The organism is Jiella avicenniae, assembly GCF_021390325.1.
Lineage (GTDB): Bacteria > Pseudomonadota > Alphaproteobacteria > Rhizobiales > Rhizobiaceae > Jiella > Jiella avicenniae.
In genome coordinates this window covers 351,668-369,247 of the sequence record NZ_JAJUWU010000001.1, presented here as the reverse complement: position 1 = coordinate 369,247, position 17,580 = coordinate 351,668, and the positions used below count along the sequence as shown (strand labels likewise).

The window sequence follows — 17,580 nt, the reverse complement described above, 5'->3', positions numbered from 1 at the left end:
GGCTTGAAGACATTCGGACGAAACGGCTGCCGTGTCGGCGGCTCTCCCGACTGGCGTGTCGAGACGAGTCCGCCATGAAAAAGGGGCCACCCTTGCGGGCGGCCCCTTCCATGCCTTGTGCCTCGAAAGGCTGCCTGCCGGTCTTAGCGGAACAGCGAGAGCAGCGACTGCGAGGAGGAGTTGGCGATCGACAGCGCCTGGACGCCGAGCTGCTGCTGGGTCTGCAGCGCCTTGAGACGGGTGGACTCCTCGGTCATGTCGGCATCGACCAGCGAGCCGACGCCCTTCGAAACCGTGTCCATCATCTTGGAGACGAATTCGGTCTGCAGATCGATGCGGTTCTGCACCGCACCGAGGCTGGCGGCGGCCGTGGTGACCTGCGACAGCGCCTCGTCGACGACCTTGATGTAGGCCTGGATTTTGCTTGAGTCAGCAGACGAGATGTCGATGTTCTCGACGCTGACCTTGTCGGTGGTGCCGCTCGCCGTTACGTCGCCCGCACCCAGGCCCATCTCGGCGACAGTCGGCGGGGTGCCGGTGCCGGTCGAGGCCGCATTGGTGACCGAGAAGGTCTCCAGCGACTTGAAGCTGACCGCACCCGCGGTGACGTCGACATCGATGCCATCGATACCGGCATCGGACAGCGCCTTTTCGTAGACGGCCTTCAGATCTGCTTCCGACCGGATCGTGTTGCCGTTGAGGCCGACGTCGGTCAGGGTCTGCTGGGTGATCTCGACCGTGCGGGCCGCTTCACCGTTCTGCGAGACCGAGAACGAGATCTTGTTGTCGGCGCCGAAGGTGATCGCCGTGGTCTCGACCGTCGTCGTGCCAAGCGCACCGGAGAACTGCGAAACGTCGATCTCCTTGTCGAGGATGCCGGCATCGGCGGAGTAGAGGCGATAGCTGTCGATGTCGACGTCGATGGCGCCGACCGAGAGCTTGTTGGCGGAATCGCGCGAGATCGACGAGACGATCTGCTTGGTGGTGGTGCCGTCGGTGTTCGACAGCCAGTTCTGGCCGGAGAACGAGGCCGAGTCGGAAATGGTCTTCAGCTGCTCCTTGAGCGCACCGATCTCTTCCTGAACCTTGCCCTTGTCGACGCCCTCGGACGTGGCGGTGGTCAGCTTGGCCTTGATCTCGGAGAGAACGTCCTTGGCCGAATTGAGGCCGGTATAGGCGGCGTCGACCGTGGCGGCGCCGATGCCGAGCGAGTCGACGACGGCCGACATCGCCTGGTTGTCGGAACGCATCGTGGTCGCGATCGACCAGTAGGCGGCATTGTCCTGGGCTTCCGAGACGCGGTAGCCGGTCGAGATGCGGCTCTGGGTCTCGTCGAGCGAAGAGTTGATCGACTGCAGGCTCTGCAGAGCCGTCATTGCGGACGTGTTGGTGTTGATGCTGGTCATAACTGGCGTTCCATACGCAAGATACTGATAGGAACAATCCGGGTCGGCCGGGATAACGAAACGGCATCATGCCCATGGCCACTTCTATTTCCGTTTGGCCACTTCGCTATGACGACAACATGGCGACCGGACTCACTCCAAAATCTTAATTCGAGAAATCGCTCGGAATATCCGGAGATTCTAGCCTAACGGATGGCGAATGAGATTAGTTAAAGGCCGAAATAGATTCACGATATCGATTCATCACGGCAATTAACCTTGAAGTTTTGATCGATCGACTTGATGCAGATTTGTTGCCGACATGCTTAACGTAAGGGCGACTTCAAGGCTGGGGAACGACGCCAATCCGCGGCGGTTGCGCGCCGGCAGGGCTGCAGGCCGCTGCTCCGAGATCAAGGCAGGGGGCGCCAGAACGCGAAAAGGCCCGGCGGAGGGCCGGGCCTTTCATTTCCGTCGGATTGCTCAGGAAGGGGCGGGGCCCCTCCCCTTGCCGCTTAGCGGAACAGCGAGAGCAGCGACTGCGAGGAGTTGTTGGCGATCGACAGCGCCTGGACGCCGAGCTGCTGCTGGGTCTGCAGCGCCTTGAGGCGGGTGGACTCCTCGGTCATGTCGGCATCGACCAGCGTGCCGACGCCTTCCGAAACCGTGTCCATCAGCTTGGAGACGAATTCCGTCTGCAAGTCGATGCGGTTCTGGATCGCGCCGAGGCTGGCGGCAGCGGTGGTGACCTGCGACAGCGCCTCGTCGACGACCTTGATGTAGGCCTGGATCTTGTCCGAGTCGGCAGAAGAGATGTCGATGTCTTCGACGCTGGTCGTGTAGGTGCCGCCCGTCGCCGTGACGTCGGTCGCGGACAGGCCCATGTCGGCGATCGCCGGAGGCGTCGTGCCGCTCGTCGCCGCATTGGTGACCGTGAAGGTCTCGAGCGACTTGAAGCTGACCGCACCCGCGGTGATGTCGACGTCGATGCCCTTGATGCCGGCATCGGACAGCGCCTGCTCGTAGACGGCCTTCAGATCGGCTTCCGAGCGGATCGTGAAGGTGTTGAGGCCGACGTCGGTCAGGGTCTGCTGGGTGATCTCGACCGTACGGGCCGGCTCACCGTTCTGCGAGACCGAGAACGAGATCTTGTTGTCGGCGCCGAAGGTGATCGCCGTGGTCTCGACCGTCGTCGTGCCGACCGCGCCGGAGTACTGCGACACGTCGATGCCCTTGTCGAGGATGCCGGCATCGGCGGAGTAGAGGCGATAGCTGTCGATGTCGACGTCGATGGCGCCGACCGAGAGCTTGTTGCTGGCATCGCGCGAGATCGCCGAGACGATCTGCTTGTCGGTATCGGCGTCGGTGTTCGACAGCCAGTTCTGGCCGGAGAACGAGGCCGAGTCGGAGATCGTCTTCAGCTGGTTCTGGAGAGCCGTGATCTCTTCCTGAACCTTGCCCTTGTCGACGCCGTCGGAGGTGGCGGTGGTCAGCTTGGCCTTGATCTCGGAGAGAACGTCCTTGGCGGCGTTGAGGCCGGTGTAGGCGGCGTCGACCGTGGCGGCGCCGATGCCGAGAGAGTCGACGACGGCGGACATCGCCTGGTTGTCGGAGCGCATCGTGGTCGCGATCGACCAGTAGGCGGCATTGTCCTTGGCTTCGGCGACGCGGTAGCCGGTCGAGATGCGGCTCTGGGTCTCGTCGAGCGAAGAGTTGATCGACTGCAGGCTCTGCAGAGCCGTCATCGCAGAGGCATTCGTCATAATGCTGGTCATAAGAATAAGCGTCCCATACGCAAGTACATCGAAGTTTTTGGGACAATCCGGATTGGCCGGGATAGCGAAAGGGCATCATGCCGGTGGCCGTTTCTATTTCGCTTCGGCCACTTCGCTATGCCCGCAAGATGCAGTCTCGATGCCTTCCGACTGGTTAATCCAGCGAGCCGATCTCGCTTTTGCTTGTAAGACGATTTCTTATGGTTAATTTGTGTAAAAGCGGTGTGGTTAATATGCTTCGAAGCGACGTGGTTAAACCTTCGTCACCGACCGTGGATCGACGGTCGACGACCCGACGACCCGGCGGTCAAAAGAAAAGGGCCGCCCAGACGGGCGGCCCTTCGGTCGATCGAAGCTGACTGCAGAGAGATCAGTTCTGGAAGAGCTGCATGATCGCCTGGCTCGAGGAGTTGGCGATCGACAGCGCCTGGACGCCGAGCTGCTGCTGGGTCTGCAGCGCCTTGAGGCGGGTGGATTCCTCGGTCATGTCGGCATCGACCAGCGTGCCGACGCCCTGGTCGATCGTGTCCATCAGCTTGGAGACGAATTCCTGCTGCAGCTCGATGCGGTTCTGGATCGCACCCAGGCTGGCGGCAGCCGAGGTGACTTTCGACAGCGCCTCGTCGACCACCTTGATATAGGCCTGGATCGCCTCGGACGTGACCGAGGTGATGTCGATGGCATCGACACTGATCGAGAAGGAGCCCGTGGCCGCGGCCGTGGTGTCGGTGTTGACGAGTCCCATGTCGGCGACCGCGATGGCGGACGTGCCGGTCGTCGCCGCGTTGGTCACCGAGAATCCCTCGAGCGAGGTGAAGCTCAACTCGCCAGCCGCACCGACGGTGACGTCGATGCCGGTGATGCCGGCGTCCGACAGGGCCTGCTCATAGACGGACTTCAGATCGGCGTTCGAGCGGATCTTCGTGTCGCTGAGACCGGCCGCGGTCAGGGTGGCCTGGGTGATCTCGACCGTGCGGGCGGCTTCACCGGCCTGCGACACGGAGAAGGAGATCTTGTCGTCGGCGTTGGCGAAGTTGATCGCCGTGGTCTCGACCGTCGCCGTGCCGAGGGCAGCGCCGAACTTGTCGATGTCGATGGCTTTGTCCATCAGCCCGTTGCCGGCCGCGTACATGCGGATGTTGTTCGTATCCACCGAGATCGAGCCGACCGAAAGCGTCCCGTCCGAGCCGCGCGACAGCGACGAGATGATCTGCTTGACCGGAGCCACCGCATCGGTGTTCGAAAGCCAGTTCTGACCCGAGAAGGAGGCCGAGTCGGAGATGGTCTTCAGCTGCTCCTGCAGGGCGTCGATCTCGCCCTGGATCTTCTTGCGGTCGACGCCGTCCGAGGTGGCGGTGGTGAGCTTCGCCTTGATCTCGGAGATCACGTCCTTGGCCGAGGACAAGGCGGTATAGCCGGTGTCGACGGTCGCAGCACCGATGCCGAGGGAATCGACGACCGCGGACATGGCGCTGTTGTCGGAGCGCATGGTGGTCGCGATCGACCAGTAGGCCGCGTTGTCCTTGGCTTCCGATACCCGGTAGCCGGTGGAGATCTTGTTCTGCGTTTCCTCCAGCATCATGTTGGTGTGCTGAAGCGTCTGCAGGGCCGTCATTGCCGCGACGTTGGTGATGATACTCGTCATACTAATCAACCTTTACGGGCAAGTCGTCCGCTCATTGGATCCTGCCGTCTCTAAAGGCCCTCGCTTCATGCCGGCGCCGATGGTGTTAACCTAGGTCGTTAACGTTAAACGCCGGTTAAAGCAGCAACACGAGTATTGTTACGTCAGAAAAACGATCGTACCAACGATCCCACAAGCATGTTCCAGCCATCGATCAGGACGAAGAACAAGATCTTGAAAGGAAGCGAGATGATCGTCGGCGGCAGCATCATCATGCCCATCGACATCGTCAGTGTCGCGACGATCATGTCGATGACGAGAAAGGGAAGAACGATCAGGAACCCGATCTCGAAGCCCCGCCGCAGTTCGGAGATCATGAAAGCGGGTATGAGGATGCGCAGATCGACGTCGCGCTCGTCGGCCGCCCCCTGCTCTTCCGGTTCGACCCGGTCGCGGCTGTTCGTCGAGGCGAGATCGTCGAACAGCGCGAGGTCCGAGGCCCTCACCTGGGTGAGCATGAACTCCTTGAACGGATCGGAGATGCGGTAGAACGCCTCCTCCTCGGTGATCTGGTTGTCGAGCATCGGCTGCAGCCCGTCGCGCCACGCCTTGTCGAAGGTCGGCGCCATGACGAAGAAGGTCATGAACAGAGCGAGCGAGATCAGGATGAGGTTGGCCGGCGTCGTCTGCAGGCCGAGGCCGCTTCTGAGGATCGACAGGGCGATGACGATGCGGGTGAACGACGTCACCATCACCAGAAGGCCGGGCGCGACCGACAGGACGGTGACGATGCCGAAGAGCTGGATGATCCGGCCGGACACCGAAGCATCGCCTTCCGGCAGGAGATCGGAGAGCGTCTGGGCGACGTTGTTGGACGCCTGTGCGAAGCTCGGATGGGCCGCAAGGAGAAGAACGGCCCCGGCCAGGCCGAAAGCGAGGAGGCCGCGCTTCATTCCGCCACCATGGTGCGGATGAGGTAGTCGACCACCGCCGTGGAGCGCAGCTTGGCCCGTTCGCGCAGATCGTCGCGAAGATGCAGGAGGCCGCGCGAGCCCTCCACCTGTGCCAGCTGGACCGACCGGAGAAAGGCGAGCGTGTCGGCCTCGACCTCGGCGGCGAGAACGTCGCCATTGAGGGTGCCGTCCTGCTTGACGACGAGCGAGGCCTCGATGCGCAGCCAGGCGTCCTCGGGCGAATAGATGTTGGTCAGGACCGGCTTCAGCTCGATCAGCTGCAGCGGCACCATGCCCTCCTGCGCGGCGGCGATGTCGGATTTCGGCTCGCCGTGGCCTTCGCCGTTCTTGTCCGCTTGGGCCTCGGGTGCCGGAGCGGGGGCCGCCGGAGCCGGCGCGCCCGACGTCAGCATCATCCCGATCCCGCTGCCGGCGCCGGCTGCGATCAGCGTCACCACCGTGACGGCGATGATGGTCGGCATCATGCCGCCCTTCTTCTTGCCGCCCTCGTCAAGTTCGGGGATGTCGGCCTCGGCCATCGAGCAAAGCCCTTCTCTCGCTCACGGTCCGCCTCGGCATCGTCATGATCCGCCGTCCCGACCGCTCGACCTTGCGATAAACCGGCTCGCTATCGCGAGACTTGCGGAACCGGCCCGCGGGCGCCGAGGCGACGCGAAACCGCCGGCGGAACGAAGATCCCGCCGGCGGTTTCGCGAAGAAGTGACCTGACGATCGTCAGTAGGGGGCGACGATGTCGTAGACCTGCTGGCCCCAGCCCGGCTGCTGCACTTCCGTCAGACGGCCGCGTCCACCGTAGGAGATGCGCGCTTCGGCGATCTTGTCGTAGTCGATGGTGTTGTTCGGCAGGATGTCGCGCGGCCGGATGATGCCGGCGATCGACAGCACCCGGACCTCGAAGTTCACCCGGACTTCCTGCTGGCCGGCGATGAAGAGGTTGCCGTTCGGCAGCTTCTGGGTGACGACGGCCGCAACGGAGAGGTTGATCTTCTCGGACCGGTCGACCGCACCCTTGCCCTCGGCCGCCGACTTGTCGTCCGCCGAAAGCGAGGCGTCGACGTCCGGCAGCACCCAGGTGCCGAGGAAACCGCCGAGCCCGAGCGAGGCTCCGATGTCGGAAGTGCGCGAGCGCTTGGAATTGTTGTCGAGCTTGGCCTGGTCGCTGATCTCGATCTTCACCGTGACGATGTCGCCGACGTCGAGAGCGCGCGGGTCCTGGTAGAAGGTGGCACGATCGTCGCTCCATAGCGAATGCGGCGTGCGCGGCCCCGCGGCCGGAAACGCCGGCTGGATCGCCACCGGCGGGTATTCGTACAGCCCGCTGCCGACCGGCGACAGGCCGGGCTCGCGCAGGGCGTCCTCCCTGGTGGTCGAACATCCGGCAAGGGCAACGAGCGCCACGACTGCAACTAGACTTTTCGTCACTTACGCCTCTCCTACGCCGGCGGCGCGTTGGTGCCGGCAGCGGTCTTCTGCACGATGCGTCCGGCGATCTCCGCCGCGGTATTGGTGTCCATCTCGCTGAGGATCGAGCTGGCCTGGCGCGCCTTGAGCTTGACGAGGACCGAGGCGGCGGCGTCGCGATCGAGCTTGGCGAGCTGTCCGGCGGCGGAGCTGGCGTCCATGCTGGCATAGATGTCGACGACGACGCCGGAGGCGCTGTCGAGGAACTTCCGGCGCTCGGCGAGCCACGCCTTGTAGTCGGCGCGCCGGCGCTCCAGCTCGTCGATCTGCTTGCCGACTTCGGTCTCGATTTCCTTCAGCTTCGCCTGCTGCAGGGAATAGCGCTTCTCCTGCGCCCGGTCGGCGATGTTGAGGCAGTATTTCTCAACCTCCGTCGCCGGGGCGGGACCTGCGACCGGATTGCCGTTTTCGTCGATGATCCGGACTTCCTGCGGCGGGATCACCGGCTTTTCGGCCGGCTTGGCGCCGCCGCCTTCCGCCATCGCGGTCGTTGCCGGGAGGAGAAGAACGGCGGCGGTCAGGACCGCCCGCAATCCGATCGTCTTCGTCGTGCGTCGCATCATTGCACCACCAGTTCCGCCTGAAGGGCACCGGCCGTCTTGACAGCCTGGAGGACCGCGATGATCCCCGTCGGCTTCAGACCGATGCGGTTGAGGCCGCGAACGACCGTTTCGAGATCGGCACCGCCGACATAGGCAAAGTTGCCGCCGTCCTGCTGGACCTCGACGAGGGTCTCCGACGTCACCACCGTCTGGCCGTCCGAGAGCGGCGCCGGCTGGGACACCGAGGGCATCTCGCTGACCCGGACCGTCAGATTGCCGTGGGTGAGCGCCACGGTTGAGATCTGGACGTCCTTGCCGATCACCACCGTTCCGGTGCGCTCGTCGATGACGACGCGGGCCGGCTGGTCCGGGGCGACCCTGAGGTCGCCGAGTTCGGCGAGGAACCGCGGAGCCGAGACCTTCTTCGGCCGATGCAGATGCACCGTGCGAAGGTCCTCCTCCTGGGCGACGGCGACGCCCCAGCGCTTGACCGCATAGGCGTTGACGACGTCGACGATGCGGATCGCCGTCTTGAAGTCGGGATTGAAGAGTTCGTAGGCGAGCTTGCCGTCGTCGTTGAAGGAACCGGGCACCTCGCGTTCGACGAGAGCACCGTTGGCGACCCGCCCCGTCGTCGGCACGCCCTGGGTCAGCTTTTCGCTGTCGCCCTGGGAGGTGAAGCCACTGACTGCGACCGGCCCCTGCGCGACGGCATAGATCTCGCCGTCGGCGCCGTAGAGCGGCGTCATCACCAGCGTTCCGCCCATCAGCGACGAGGAATCGCCCAGCGAGGACACCGTCACGTCGATACGCTGTCCGGTGCCGATGAAGGGCGGCAGCTCCGCCGTCACGGTCACCGCGGCGACGTTCTTGCCCCTCGGGCTCTGCGAGCGGATGTTGACGCCCATCCGGTCGAGCATCGACTGCAGCGACTGCTCGGTGAAGGGCGCATTGCGCATCGAATCGCCGGTTCCCTGCAGGCCGACGACGAGGCCGTAGCCGACGAGCTGGTTCGACCTGACGCCCCTGACCGAGGTGATGTCCTTGATCCGCACCGTGCCGACGGCCGAATCGGGATCGCCGCGGACCGGACGGAAGGGTTCACCGGGACCCTGGTCGGAAAGCATTCCGCGGCTCGCCACCATGTCCGCGGCGAGCGCCTGCGGAACGAGGCCGGCAAGGGCAAGAACGAGCCCGATGACGCGCAGAGGTCTCATTCCACGATCCTGATCGTTCCGTCGGCCTCGACGACGCCCGAGACGACGATGCCGCTGTCGATGTTGCGGGCCGTGACGGCGTCGCCCTGCGCGCCGGAGCGAAGGGCCGTGCCGAGACCGGTGATGAAGAGGCCCTGTTCGCGGTAAACCAGCGTCACCTGGGACCCGGCGGTGACGAGATCGGGCAGCGAGATGTCGGTCACGCGGATGGCGTTGCCGGGCAGCAGCGTTCGCTTGGCGACCATGCCTTCCAGCATCTTCTCCTCGAGGACGAAGAGACCCACCTTGTCGTCCTTGACGATGAAGTCGCCGGTGGAGAGCCCCCGCTCGACGATGGGCTGTCCCGGATAGACGATCGCCGAAGGCACCGGCAGGGTCAGTTCGGCCGCAGCCGAGGGGCCGGCGAAGAAGATAGCCAGGCCGAGGCCCGCGATCCGGCCGAGCCTCGAACCGAGGCGTGAGAGCGAACGGGAGCCGAAGGTCATGACGTTACCGCATGCCCTTGGAGACGACGCTCGACATCTCGTCGGCGGCGGTGATCACCTTGGAGTTCATCTCGTAGGCGCGCTGGGCGGAGATCAGCTCGGAGATCTCCTTGACCGGATCGACGTTGGAGTCTTCGAGATAGCCCTGGTTGATCGTGCCGTATCCCTCCTCGCCCGCGACGCCCGCCACCGGTGCGCCGGAGGCGACGGTCTCGCGGAAGAGGTTGCCGCCCTGGGCGGCAAGGCCGGCGTCGTTCGGGAAGGTCGAGATGGTCAGCTGGCCGAGCAGCTGCGGGGCGACCTGACCGTCGAGCGTGGCGTAGACCTCGCCGCTGGCATTGACCGTCACCTCGGTGGTGTTGGCGGGGACGGTGATGCCCGGGTCGACGGCGAAACCGTCGAGAGTGACGAGCTGGCCGTTGGCATTGGTGTTGAAGGCACCGTCGCGGGTGTAGAGCGTCTCGCCGCCCGGGCCCTGCACCTGAAACCAGCCATTGCCGTTGATGGCGAGGTCGAGCCGGTTGCCGGTCTGGTTCAGCGTTCCCTGAAGATGCACGGTGCGGATCGCCGCGAGGCGGACGCCGAGGCCGAGCTGCGCGCCTTCCGGAACGACGCCTTCGCCACCCCGGTTGGGCACGCCCTGCATCCGCTCGACCTGATAGAGCAGATCGGTGAACTCCGCCCGCGCCCGCTTGAAGCCGGTGGTGTTGATGTTCGCGATGTTGTTCGCGATGACCTCGACGTTGGTCTGCTGGGCGTTCATGCCGGTGGCGGCGATCGCTAGGGCGCGCATCGGATACTCCGTTTCTGGTTATTGCCCGCGAAGCCGGCGGCGATCACGGGATCGGCGATGACGGGGCCGGACGAACGCCGGCTGCCTCGCCGCAAGTCTCGGGCCGGAGCCCTTCCCGGCGGCGCCCTTCGGACACCCTCGCCGGCGTCAGATCGACATGCGCGAGAGTTCGAGATAGGCGGCGACGGCCTTGTCGCGGACGGCGATCGCCGTCTGCAGGGTGCGTTCGGCGTTCATCACCGCCTCGACGACGGCCTGGGTCGAAGATTCGCCGTTGACGCCCTTGATCGAGGTCGCTTCCGCCGTTTTCACGGTCGACACGGCGTCGGAGGCGAGCTGGGTCAGGACGGCGCCGAAGCTCTTGCCGGCCTCCACGCCGCCCTGGGCGACACCGCCGGTGACGAAGTTGTTGCTCGGGGAAAGCTCGACCCGCGGAAGGGCCGATCCGATGGCTGGGATCATGGTCAACTCCTCAGGAGATCAATGGTCATGTTGATGATTTCGCGAGCCTGCTTCACCACCTGGAGATTGGCCTCGTAGGAGCGGTTGGCCTCGCGCATGTCGGCCATCTCGACCAGCATGTTGACGTTCGGCATCTTGACGTAGCCGTCGGCATTGGCAGCCGGATTGCCCGGATCGTGCTCGACGACGAAAGCGGTCTGGTCGCGGCCGACGTCGGACACCTTGACGAGATCGGCGCCGGTCAGGCGATCGAGTTCGGAAGCGAAGGTCACCGTCTTGCGCTGATAGGGATCGGCGCCGGCGACGTCGCCGGTGGTATTGGCGTTGGCAATGTTCTCGGAGACGACGCGCAGGCGCGTCGACTGGGCCGACAGTCCGCTCGAGGCGATCTTCAGCGAAGAGACAATGGGATCGATCATCGGCGTCAGCCCTTCACGGTGTTGAGAAGCATCCGGTGGAAGGCTTTGACGATCGACGTGTTCAGCGAATAGGCGCGCGAGACCTCGCCCGCCTTCAGCATCTCCTGCTCGATCGCGACGTCCTTGTCGGTCGTGTTGACCACCCAGTCCTGCTGGCCGGTGCGCGCGACGCCCTCGCTGAAGCCGTCGCCCATGGCGATGTGCGCCTCGTTGTCGGCGACCATACTCATCCCGATCTGGTTCAGGACGTCTTCGAACGGTGCGATGTCCTTGGTCTTGTAATCGGGCGTATCGGCATTGGCGACATTCTCTGCGACCACCGCCTGGCGGGCGGTGAGCCAGGCGTTGCGCTGGGAGGTGATGCCGAAGAGATAGGCACTGTCCATGGCGAAACTTCCGTTGCTTCGACTGCCCCGGTTCTATGCCCAACCACTTGTCCGAAACTTGTAGGGAAGCTGCCGCGCCGTCGGCGCAAAATACTGTCGGCAAAGCACGCGAACGGGCGCCGCCGCGACGCGTCGGAGGGACCGCCGTTGCGCCGCCGGCGCATTTGCGTCCGGGCGTGAAGGAGGAAGCTCATGGCGAGGATGGGTGGCCCGGCGCCGTGCGCTCAGCGCGCCGCGGGGCGGAGGCGATCGGTGGACCGTCGCAACCGCTGCCCCGGGATGGCCTGCACCGTCCGACCCGCGATGCCCGGATGCCGTCGCGTGCGGAAGGCGATCGTCGAAATTGGCGTGCCGCCGGCGGCCATCGGTGATGGCTTGGACGATTCCCCGATGCGCGTCGAAGCGACGGACGGGTCCTCGACGACGGTGGTGCCGGCGTTCAGGGTCAGGTCTGCACGGGATTCGGGGCCGGGCTAAGGATCCGGGCCTCGTGAAAAAAAGCGGAGCATGACCGCACCCGGCCGATCGCGCTCCGACTGGAGATGGTCCGCCGGAAGGATCGCCCGGGCGATCAGTCGGGCGTCTTGAGATGAGCGTCGGCGATCGCGTTCATCAGCATGACGAGTTCCTCGTCCACCGTCGCCGGCCGATCGTCGAAGCTGACATGGACGATGTCGACCGCGGCGGTCGTCGCGCCGAGTTCGAGATGCAGATGGGCCGTCACCCCGGCGTGGCGGAACTCCAGCGCCAGAATGACGACCGGCACCTCGCCCCACTTCAGCCGCACTTCGCCGCCATCGGCAAAGCGAAGGACGCCGGGCTTCAGATAGAGTTCCGACGAGGAGGTGACGATATCGGCGAGATTGCCGTAGCGTTCCAGCCGCAGGAAGGCGATGTAGTCGACGACCTCGACGAGCCTCAGCTCCGCGGCCACCTCCTTGATGCCGTCCGCGAGCGCCCGCTCCCGCGACATCGTCGATCTTTTTCGAATGTCGAGCATGGCTAAGCCGTGGCTACCCCCATCTTGGCCCCGGACCGGGCATACAAATAGTAGATGATCTCGGCGACGGCCTTGAAGAACTGAGGCGGTATCATCTGATCGATTTCGACATGGTCGTACATCGACCTTGCCAAGAGCTTGTCTTCGATCACCGGCACGTCGTTCGCTTCGGCGATTTCACGAATCTTCAGGGCGAGCAGGTCGGTCCCCTTGGCGACGACGACCGGCGCGCCGCCTTCTTCGCGGACGTAGCGAAGCGCGATGGCGTAGTGGGTCGGGTTGGCGATGACGAGGGTCGCCTTCGGAACCTCGGCCATCATCCGGCGCTTGGTGCGCTCGCGGGCGATCTGGCGCTGGCGGGCCTTGACCATCGGGTCGCCCTCCATCTGCTTGTTCTCGTCCTTGATGTCCTGCTTCGACATCATCAGGTCGCGGTTCCAATGAAAGCGCGACAGGCCGATGTCGGCGGCGACGAGGACGATCGTCGCGATCGAGACGCCCGACAACAGCTTCATCGCCATTTCGAGGATGAGCTCCGGCAGAAGCACCGGATCAGCATACATCGTCTTCATCATCGTCGGGAAGCCCGCGACGAGGATGGAGCCGACGACGACACCGATGGCAACGAACTTGAACATGGACTTGCCGAACTCCGTCACGCCCTTGAGGCCGAATATTCGGCTGAAGCCGGACGACAGAGAAACGTTCGAGGCCTTCGGAGCGATCCGCTCGAAATTGATCTGCGGCGGATTTTGAAGAACCGAGGCGACGATGCCGGCGCCGGCGAAGAGGAGCACCGCCGGCATGAGGAAGCGGCCCATCTCGACCGCCAGCATTTCGAGCACGTGTAACGCATCGGCCCCCGTCTCCAACTCCCACTGGAGCGGATTCTCCATCGTCGACTTCAGGGCGAGGAGCAGATGTGCGGAGCCGTCCTTCACCTGAAAGATGAAGAAGGCCATCGCCGCCAGCAGAGAGGTCAGGATCGGAGCTTCCCGCGAGACCGGAAGGTTGCCCTTCTCGATCGTGTCGCGGATCTTCTTCTCCGTCGGCTGCTCTGTCTTTGACGATCGATCCTCGTCCGCCAACGATTTACTCCCTCAAGCCGTTGACGTTGGATGAATTCGCCGTCGCCTTCCAGGGCTTACGGTTGCGCAATGGTTACGCGGTCCGGGCCGTCAGTCTTCGGCCTGCTCGCGCAGCACCAGCTTGCCCTCGCCGGCGAGGCGAAGCGCTTCCTTGGCGATCTGGCGTCGAGCCCCGTCGATCTCGGCTTTCGGGAGGTTGACCTCCTGCTTGAGTTCGGCTTCGGCCATGCGCCTGGCTCTCGCGCCGAGCGAAGAGAGCACCAGCTCGACGATTTCCTCGGCGGCGCCGCGCAGCGCCTTGACCATGACGTCGGACGGGATCGCGTCGAACAGGGTGAGGCGGGACCGCAGCGGCAGAGCCGGCAGATCGTCGAAGGCGAAGAGAAGCTTCTCCAGCGCCTCGGCGTCCTTCGGACGGGTGGCGCGCAGGGACTCCAGCACCTCTTCGGAGGATTCCTTGTCGAGGCGGTTGACGATCTCGGCGAGGAAGGCGTGGCTTCCGCCCTCTTCCGTGTCGCCGCTGGCGGCGAGGAAGTTGCGCCGGATCTGGCCTTCGAGAATCGTCTGCACCGTGTATTGCAGCGGCTTCAGCGTCAGGATCCGCCGCATCACGTCGTTGCGCATCGCCGGCGGAAACTCGCGCACCATCGCCGAGGCGATCTCGGGGGGGACCCTGGCGAGGATGATCGCCACCAGCTGGGGATGCTCGGGCAGCAGTTTTTGGGCGAAAGCCGCCGGCTCCATCGCGGCGATCGCCTCGAAGACGTCGCCCTCGCGGCTCATGTCGACCAGGTCGGCCAGCGCCGGATCACGGCTGTCCGGATCGAAGATCGCGACGTATTCTTCCCGCGACAGGGCGTTCTCGAGAAGTTCGGCCATCTCCTTGGCCGGGCCGGTCAGCGCCACGCCCTTCTTGAAGTAGCTCTGGAACTCGTCGACCACCTCGTCGATATGCTCCGGTCCGACGGTCGGCAGCTTCGCGGCGCTTTCGCGGACGAGGCGAATCTCGTCCGGAGAAAGATGCTTCAGAAGACGCGCCGCCCCCTGCGATCCGAGCGCGAGCAGCAGGATGGCCGCGCGCGACCTACCGTCGTCGGGCAGACCGGGTTCGTTGCTGTAGGCGGCGATGATCGACATGGCTTATCAGGCGGCGCGAGACTTGCGAGCCTGCAGCTTTGAGCCGGGCTTCGCGACGTCGGTCAGGGTGATGCCGAAGCGCTGCTCCTCCTTGTCGATCACGACGATCTCGCCGCGGGCGACGATGCGGCCGTTGACGACGACGTCGACGGGATCGCCGACCTTGGTGTCGAGCTTGACGACGGCCCCGCGACCGAGCTTGAGGATGTTGGCGACGGTCATGGTGGAGGAGCCGAGAACCACTTCCATGGTCACGGGGACGTCCATGACGAGGTCGAGATCGAGATGATCGGCGGCGGGTTCCTCGATCACCTCTTCGTCTTCGTCGTCTTCCGCCTGGGCGCCAATTTGACCCATTGCAGCGGTCGGATCGAAGCCTGCGGGCATCTCGAAGCCGCCCAGATCGGCTTCCGCGTCGTCGGAGTCTTCGAGGTCGAGGTCGAGGTCGGAGTCGCTCATGGGTCGGCCTTTCGAGGGCTGGATGGGTATGCGGCAGCCGGTCCGGTGCGGCGGATGCCGCTACCGGACTAGCGGGCCAGACTGGCGTGGAGCCTGTCTTGCGCTGCGGCGAAGAAGTCCCGGTAGGGGTCGACGCCAGCTTCGGCGGCGGGGCTCGCCTCGCCACGGCCGACGAGCCCGCTCAGTTCGGCGGTGACGCGCCGGGCCTCGACCAGCTGTCGCTCGAGCTGGCGAACGGTGTCGACGCCTTCGTGGCGCGCTGCCACGATCGCTTCGGCCGCGCGGTTCAGCGAGACCTCCGCATCGACCAGCGCCTCGGCGAGATCGGTCTGCCGCAGGGCGCGCAGTTCCTTGTGCATGCGACCGCAGCGAAGCGCGGTGACGACCAGCGCGACGACGAGGAGCACGTCAATCAGATAGGATGTCATCGATGAACTCCTGAGCCGGATCGACGCGCTCTTCGACGCGCACCACGTAGGAATCGCGCGAGCGCCCGACCGTGGCGCGGAACATCGGCCGATCCTCGCATTCCAGCGGAATGAGACTGGTCAGGCCGACGTCCAGTTCGATCGTGGCGCCGACCCTGAAGCGCGCGACCTGCGACAGCGGGATCTTCTTCTTGCAGAGCACCGCTTCGATCTTGAGATCGCTCTGGGCGAAGCTCGCCTCGATTCCCTTCTTCCACGCCTCGTCCGCGCCGATCTCGGGCCGCTCGGGCGTACCGCTGAGAAACCGCCGGTGCGGCGAGAGAAAACTCTTCGGCAAGGCCAGGGAGAAGGGCGCGGTGAGGCCGGCGACCTCGATTTCGAAGCGGAAGACGAAATAACTCTCCGGCTCCTCGCCGAGGACCTCCGCCAGTTCGGCGGCGGAGACGAAGCTGCCGAGCGAGAGATCGAAGCTCGCCATCGGCTGGAACGCCCTCGTGGCGGTCTCCATCACCTTGGCGAAGAACAGCCGGATGAAGTGCTGATCGAAGGCGCTCGGCGTGCGCGACCTGGCGAGTTCGGCCGACGGCTGGCATCCGAGGAAGGTCGCCAGCACCACCTCGACGAGCGTGTGGTCGGCAAGAACGAAGCTCGGCCTGGCAAAGCGATTGGACAGGAGCGGGGCGATCAGCGTCGTCGCGAGCTCCTGGTCCTCCGGATCGGGCGCGGCCTCGACGCCGCACTGCTGGAAGACGATCTCGAAGCTGCCCGAAGTCAGTTCCTTGAGCCGGGCGGTCAGTTCCTCGCTCCAGACCCCGCACAGATGCGCGAGCCGCGGCAGCCGGGCCGGATCGAGTTCGTTCGCGCTCTTGAGGCGAGCCCGGATTTCCGCCGGGTCGGATTGAAAGGCGACCTCGCTCATCGGATCAGGCACCCGATCCGCCGCCGATGGTCTCGTTCTCGACCTGGTCGATGGTCGGACGATCGTGGGCCGAGATCACCTTGCGACCGTATTCCAGCGCCACCTGCGGCATGGCGCCGTTCATGTAGGCAATGAGGGTGGCCTTCACGATGATGAACATCCGCACCTTCTTCTCGCGGACATATTTGATCTTGGCGGCGATCGGACCGAACATGCCGTAGGAGAAGAAGATGCCGGCGAAGGTGCCGACGAGGGCGGCGCCGATCAGGTGGCCGAGGACCTCCGGCGACTGGTCGAGCGCGCCCATCGCCTTGATGACGCCGAGAACGGCGGCGACGATTCCGATGGCCGGCAGACCGTCGGCGACGTCCTGGAGCGCGTGCTTGGCTTTCAGGAGATCGTGGTGGATGGTCTGGATCTCCTCCTCCATCAACGCCTCGATCTCGTGCGGACGGGCATTGCCGATGATGATCAGCCGCGCGTAGTCGCAGATGAAGTTCAGCATCGGCGTATCCTTGATGATGTTCGGATAGGCCTGAAAGATCGAGGATTCCTTCGGGTCGTCGATATGGGCCTCGACCTCGGAGCGCGACTTCGAGCGCATCTCGCGCATCAGATTGTGCAGGAGCCCGAGGACCTCGAGGTAATCCTTCTGCTTCGGCACGGCGTTCTTGAGCGCGTCGCCCATCGCCTTGCCGGTATCCTTGATCGTCTTGCCGGAGTTGGAGATGATGAAGGTGCCGAGCGAGGTGCCGAGAATGATGACGTATTCGAAGGGCTGGACGAGCACGTCGAGATGCCCGCCCATCGCGACGAAGCCGCCCAAAAGACAGGCGAGCGCCACGACCAGACCAATCAGAATTCCCATTTGAACCTCGAATACGCGGTTGTTCCGTCCCTGGCCTACGGCACAAGCGCTTGTGCGAGCCTTGACCTCGCCGCCCTGCCGACCCCTGAAATCCGGGGGGCCCGGCCTTTCAGTCTGGGACAAGCCTGCGGCGGCATTGTCCGGCCGACACTCGCCGA

At 64.6% G+C, this 17,580-nt stretch carries 20 protein-coding genes; all 20 read right to left on the bottom strand.

Annotated elements, in window-relative coordinates; translation table 11 throughout:
• Positions 1-143: 143 nt before the first annotated feature.
• Entirely contained in the window at positions 144-1,406 is a 1,263-nt protein-coding gene (locus LZD57_RS01790; RefSeq protein ID WP_233717393.1) for a flagellin N-terminal helical domain-containing protein, read from the bottom strand.
• Between the two features lie 494 nt (positions 1,407-1,900).
• Entirely contained in the window at positions 1,901-3,148 is a 1,248-nt protein-coding gene (locus tag LZD57_RS24085; RefSeq protein ID WP_338034668.1) for a flagellin N-terminal helical domain-containing protein, read from the bottom strand.
• A gap of 382 nt (positions 3,149-3,530) precedes the next feature.
• On the bottom strand, positions 3,531-4,805 hold the full coding sequence (locus tag LZD57_RS01775; RefSeq protein WP_233717392.1) for a flagellin N-terminal helical domain-containing protein: 1,275 nt from the start codon (positions 4,803-4,805) through the stop codon (positions 3,531-3,533).
• A gap of 143 nt (positions 4,806-4,948) precedes the next feature.
• A complete protein-coding gene (fliP, locus tag LZD57_RS01770) occupies positions 4,949-5,737 on the bottom strand; it encodes a flagellar type III secretion system pore protein FliP (protein ID WP_233717391.1) in 789 nt (262 codons plus the stop codon).
• Entirely contained in the window at positions 5,734-6,276 is a 543-nt protein-coding gene (locus LZD57_RS01765) for a flagellar basal body-associated FliL family protein (RefSeq protein WP_233717390.1), read from the bottom strand. The genes fliP and LZD57_RS01765 overlap by 4 nt, the downstream gene beginning before the upstream one ends.
• A gap of 196 nt (positions 6,277-6,472) precedes the next feature.
• Complete coding sequence (flgH, locus tag LZD57_RS01760; RefSeq protein WP_233717389.1) at positions 6,473-7,180, bottom strand: flagellar basal body L-ring protein FlgH; 708 nt, start codon at positions 7,178-7,180, stop codon at positions 6,473-6,475.
• 11 nt (positions 7,181-7,191) lie between these two features.
• Complete coding sequence (locus tag LZD57_RS01755) at positions 7,192-7,782, bottom strand: MotE family protein (RefSeq protein WP_233717388.1); 591 nt, start codon at positions 7,780-7,782, stop codon at positions 7,192-7,194.
• Positions 7,779-8,978: a flagellar basal body P-ring protein FlgI gene (flgI, locus tag LZD57_RS01750; protein WP_233717387.1), complete on the bottom strand. Its 1,200-nt coding sequence runs from the start codon at positions 8,976-8,978 to the stop codon at positions 7,779-7,781. Before flgI ends, LZD57_RS01755 begins: the two co-directional genes overlap by 4 nt.
• Positions 8,975-9,463, bottom strand: a complete 489-nt coding sequence (flgA, locus tag LZD57_RS01745) for a flagellar basal body P-ring formation chaperone FlgA (RefSeq protein WP_233717386.1) — start codon at positions 9,461-9,463, stop codon at positions 8,975-8,977. The genes flgI and flgA overlap by 4 nt, the downstream gene beginning before the upstream one ends.
• A gap of 4 nt (positions 9,464-9,467) precedes the next feature.
• Positions 9,468-10,256 carry a flagellar basal-body rod protein FlgG gene (gene flgG / locus LZD57_RS01740; RefSeq protein WP_233717385.1) on the bottom strand — a complete coding sequence of 263 codons (789 nt, stop codon included), beginning with the start codon at positions 10,254-10,256 and terminating at the stop codon, positions 9,468-9,470.
• 147 nt (positions 10,257-10,403) lie between these two features.
• On the bottom strand, positions 10,404-10,718 hold the full coding sequence (fliE, locus tag LZD57_RS01735) for a flagellar hook-basal body complex protein FliE (protein WP_233717384.1): 315 nt from the start codon (positions 10,716-10,718) through the stop codon (positions 10,404-10,406).
• Positions 10,719-10,720: 2 nt separating this feature from the next.
• Entirely contained in the window at positions 10,721-11,137 is a 417-nt protein-coding gene (gene flgC, locus LZD57_RS01730; RefSeq protein WP_233717383.1) for a flagellar basal body rod protein FlgC, read from the bottom strand.
• Positions 11,138-11,142: 5 nt separating this feature from the next.
• Complete coding sequence (locus LZD57_RS01725) at positions 11,143-11,523, bottom strand: flagellar basal body protein (RefSeq protein WP_233717382.1); 381 nt, start codon at positions 11,521-11,523, stop codon at positions 11,143-11,145.
• Positions 11,524-12,094: 571 nt separating this feature from the next.
• On the bottom strand, positions 12,095-12,496 hold the full coding sequence (locus tag LZD57_RS01720) for a hypothetical protein (protein ID WP_233717381.1): 402 nt from the start codon (positions 12,494-12,496) through the stop codon (positions 12,095-12,097).
• 29 nt (positions 12,497-12,525) lie between these two features.
• Entirely contained in the window at positions 12,526-13,611 is a 1,086-nt protein-coding gene (locus LZD57_RS01715) for an EscU/YscU/HrcU family type III secretion system export apparatus switch protein (RefSeq protein ID WP_233717380.1), read from the bottom strand.
• Between the two features lie 90 nt (positions 13,612-13,701).
• Positions 13,702-14,748: a FliG C-terminal domain-containing protein gene (locus tag LZD57_RS01710; RefSeq protein WP_233717379.1), complete on the bottom strand. Its 1,047-nt coding sequence runs from the start codon at positions 14,746-14,748 to the stop codon at positions 13,702-13,704.
• A gap of 6 nt (positions 14,749-14,754) precedes the next feature.
• On the bottom strand, positions 14,755-15,207 hold the full coding sequence (gene fliN / locus LZD57_RS01705; protein WP_233717378.1) for a flagellar motor switch protein FliN: 453 nt from the start codon (positions 15,205-15,207) through the stop codon (positions 14,755-14,757).
• A gap of 68 nt (positions 15,208-15,275) precedes the next feature.
• The gene (locus LZD57_RS01700; RefSeq protein ID WP_233717377.1) at positions 15,276-15,635 is read right to left on the bottom strand and encodes a hypothetical protein; all 360 of its coding nucleotides are present in this window, start codon (positions 15,633-15,635) and stop codon (positions 15,276-15,278) included.
• On the bottom strand, positions 15,616-16,554 hold the full coding sequence (locus LZD57_RS01695; protein ID WP_233717376.1) for a FliM/FliN family flagellar motor switch protein: 939 nt from the start codon (positions 16,552-16,554) through the stop codon (positions 15,616-15,618). Before LZD57_RS01695 ends, LZD57_RS01700 begins: the two co-directional genes overlap by 20 nt.
• Positions 16,555-16,558: 4 nt before the next feature.
• Positions 16,559-17,422 (bottom strand): flagellar motor stator protein MotA, encoded by an 864-nt coding sequence (gene motA / locus LZD57_RS01690; protein ID WP_233717375.1) that lies wholly within the window; start codon positions 17,420-17,422, stop codon positions 16,559-16,561.
• Between the last annotated feature and the right edge of the window lie 158 nt (positions 17,423-17,580).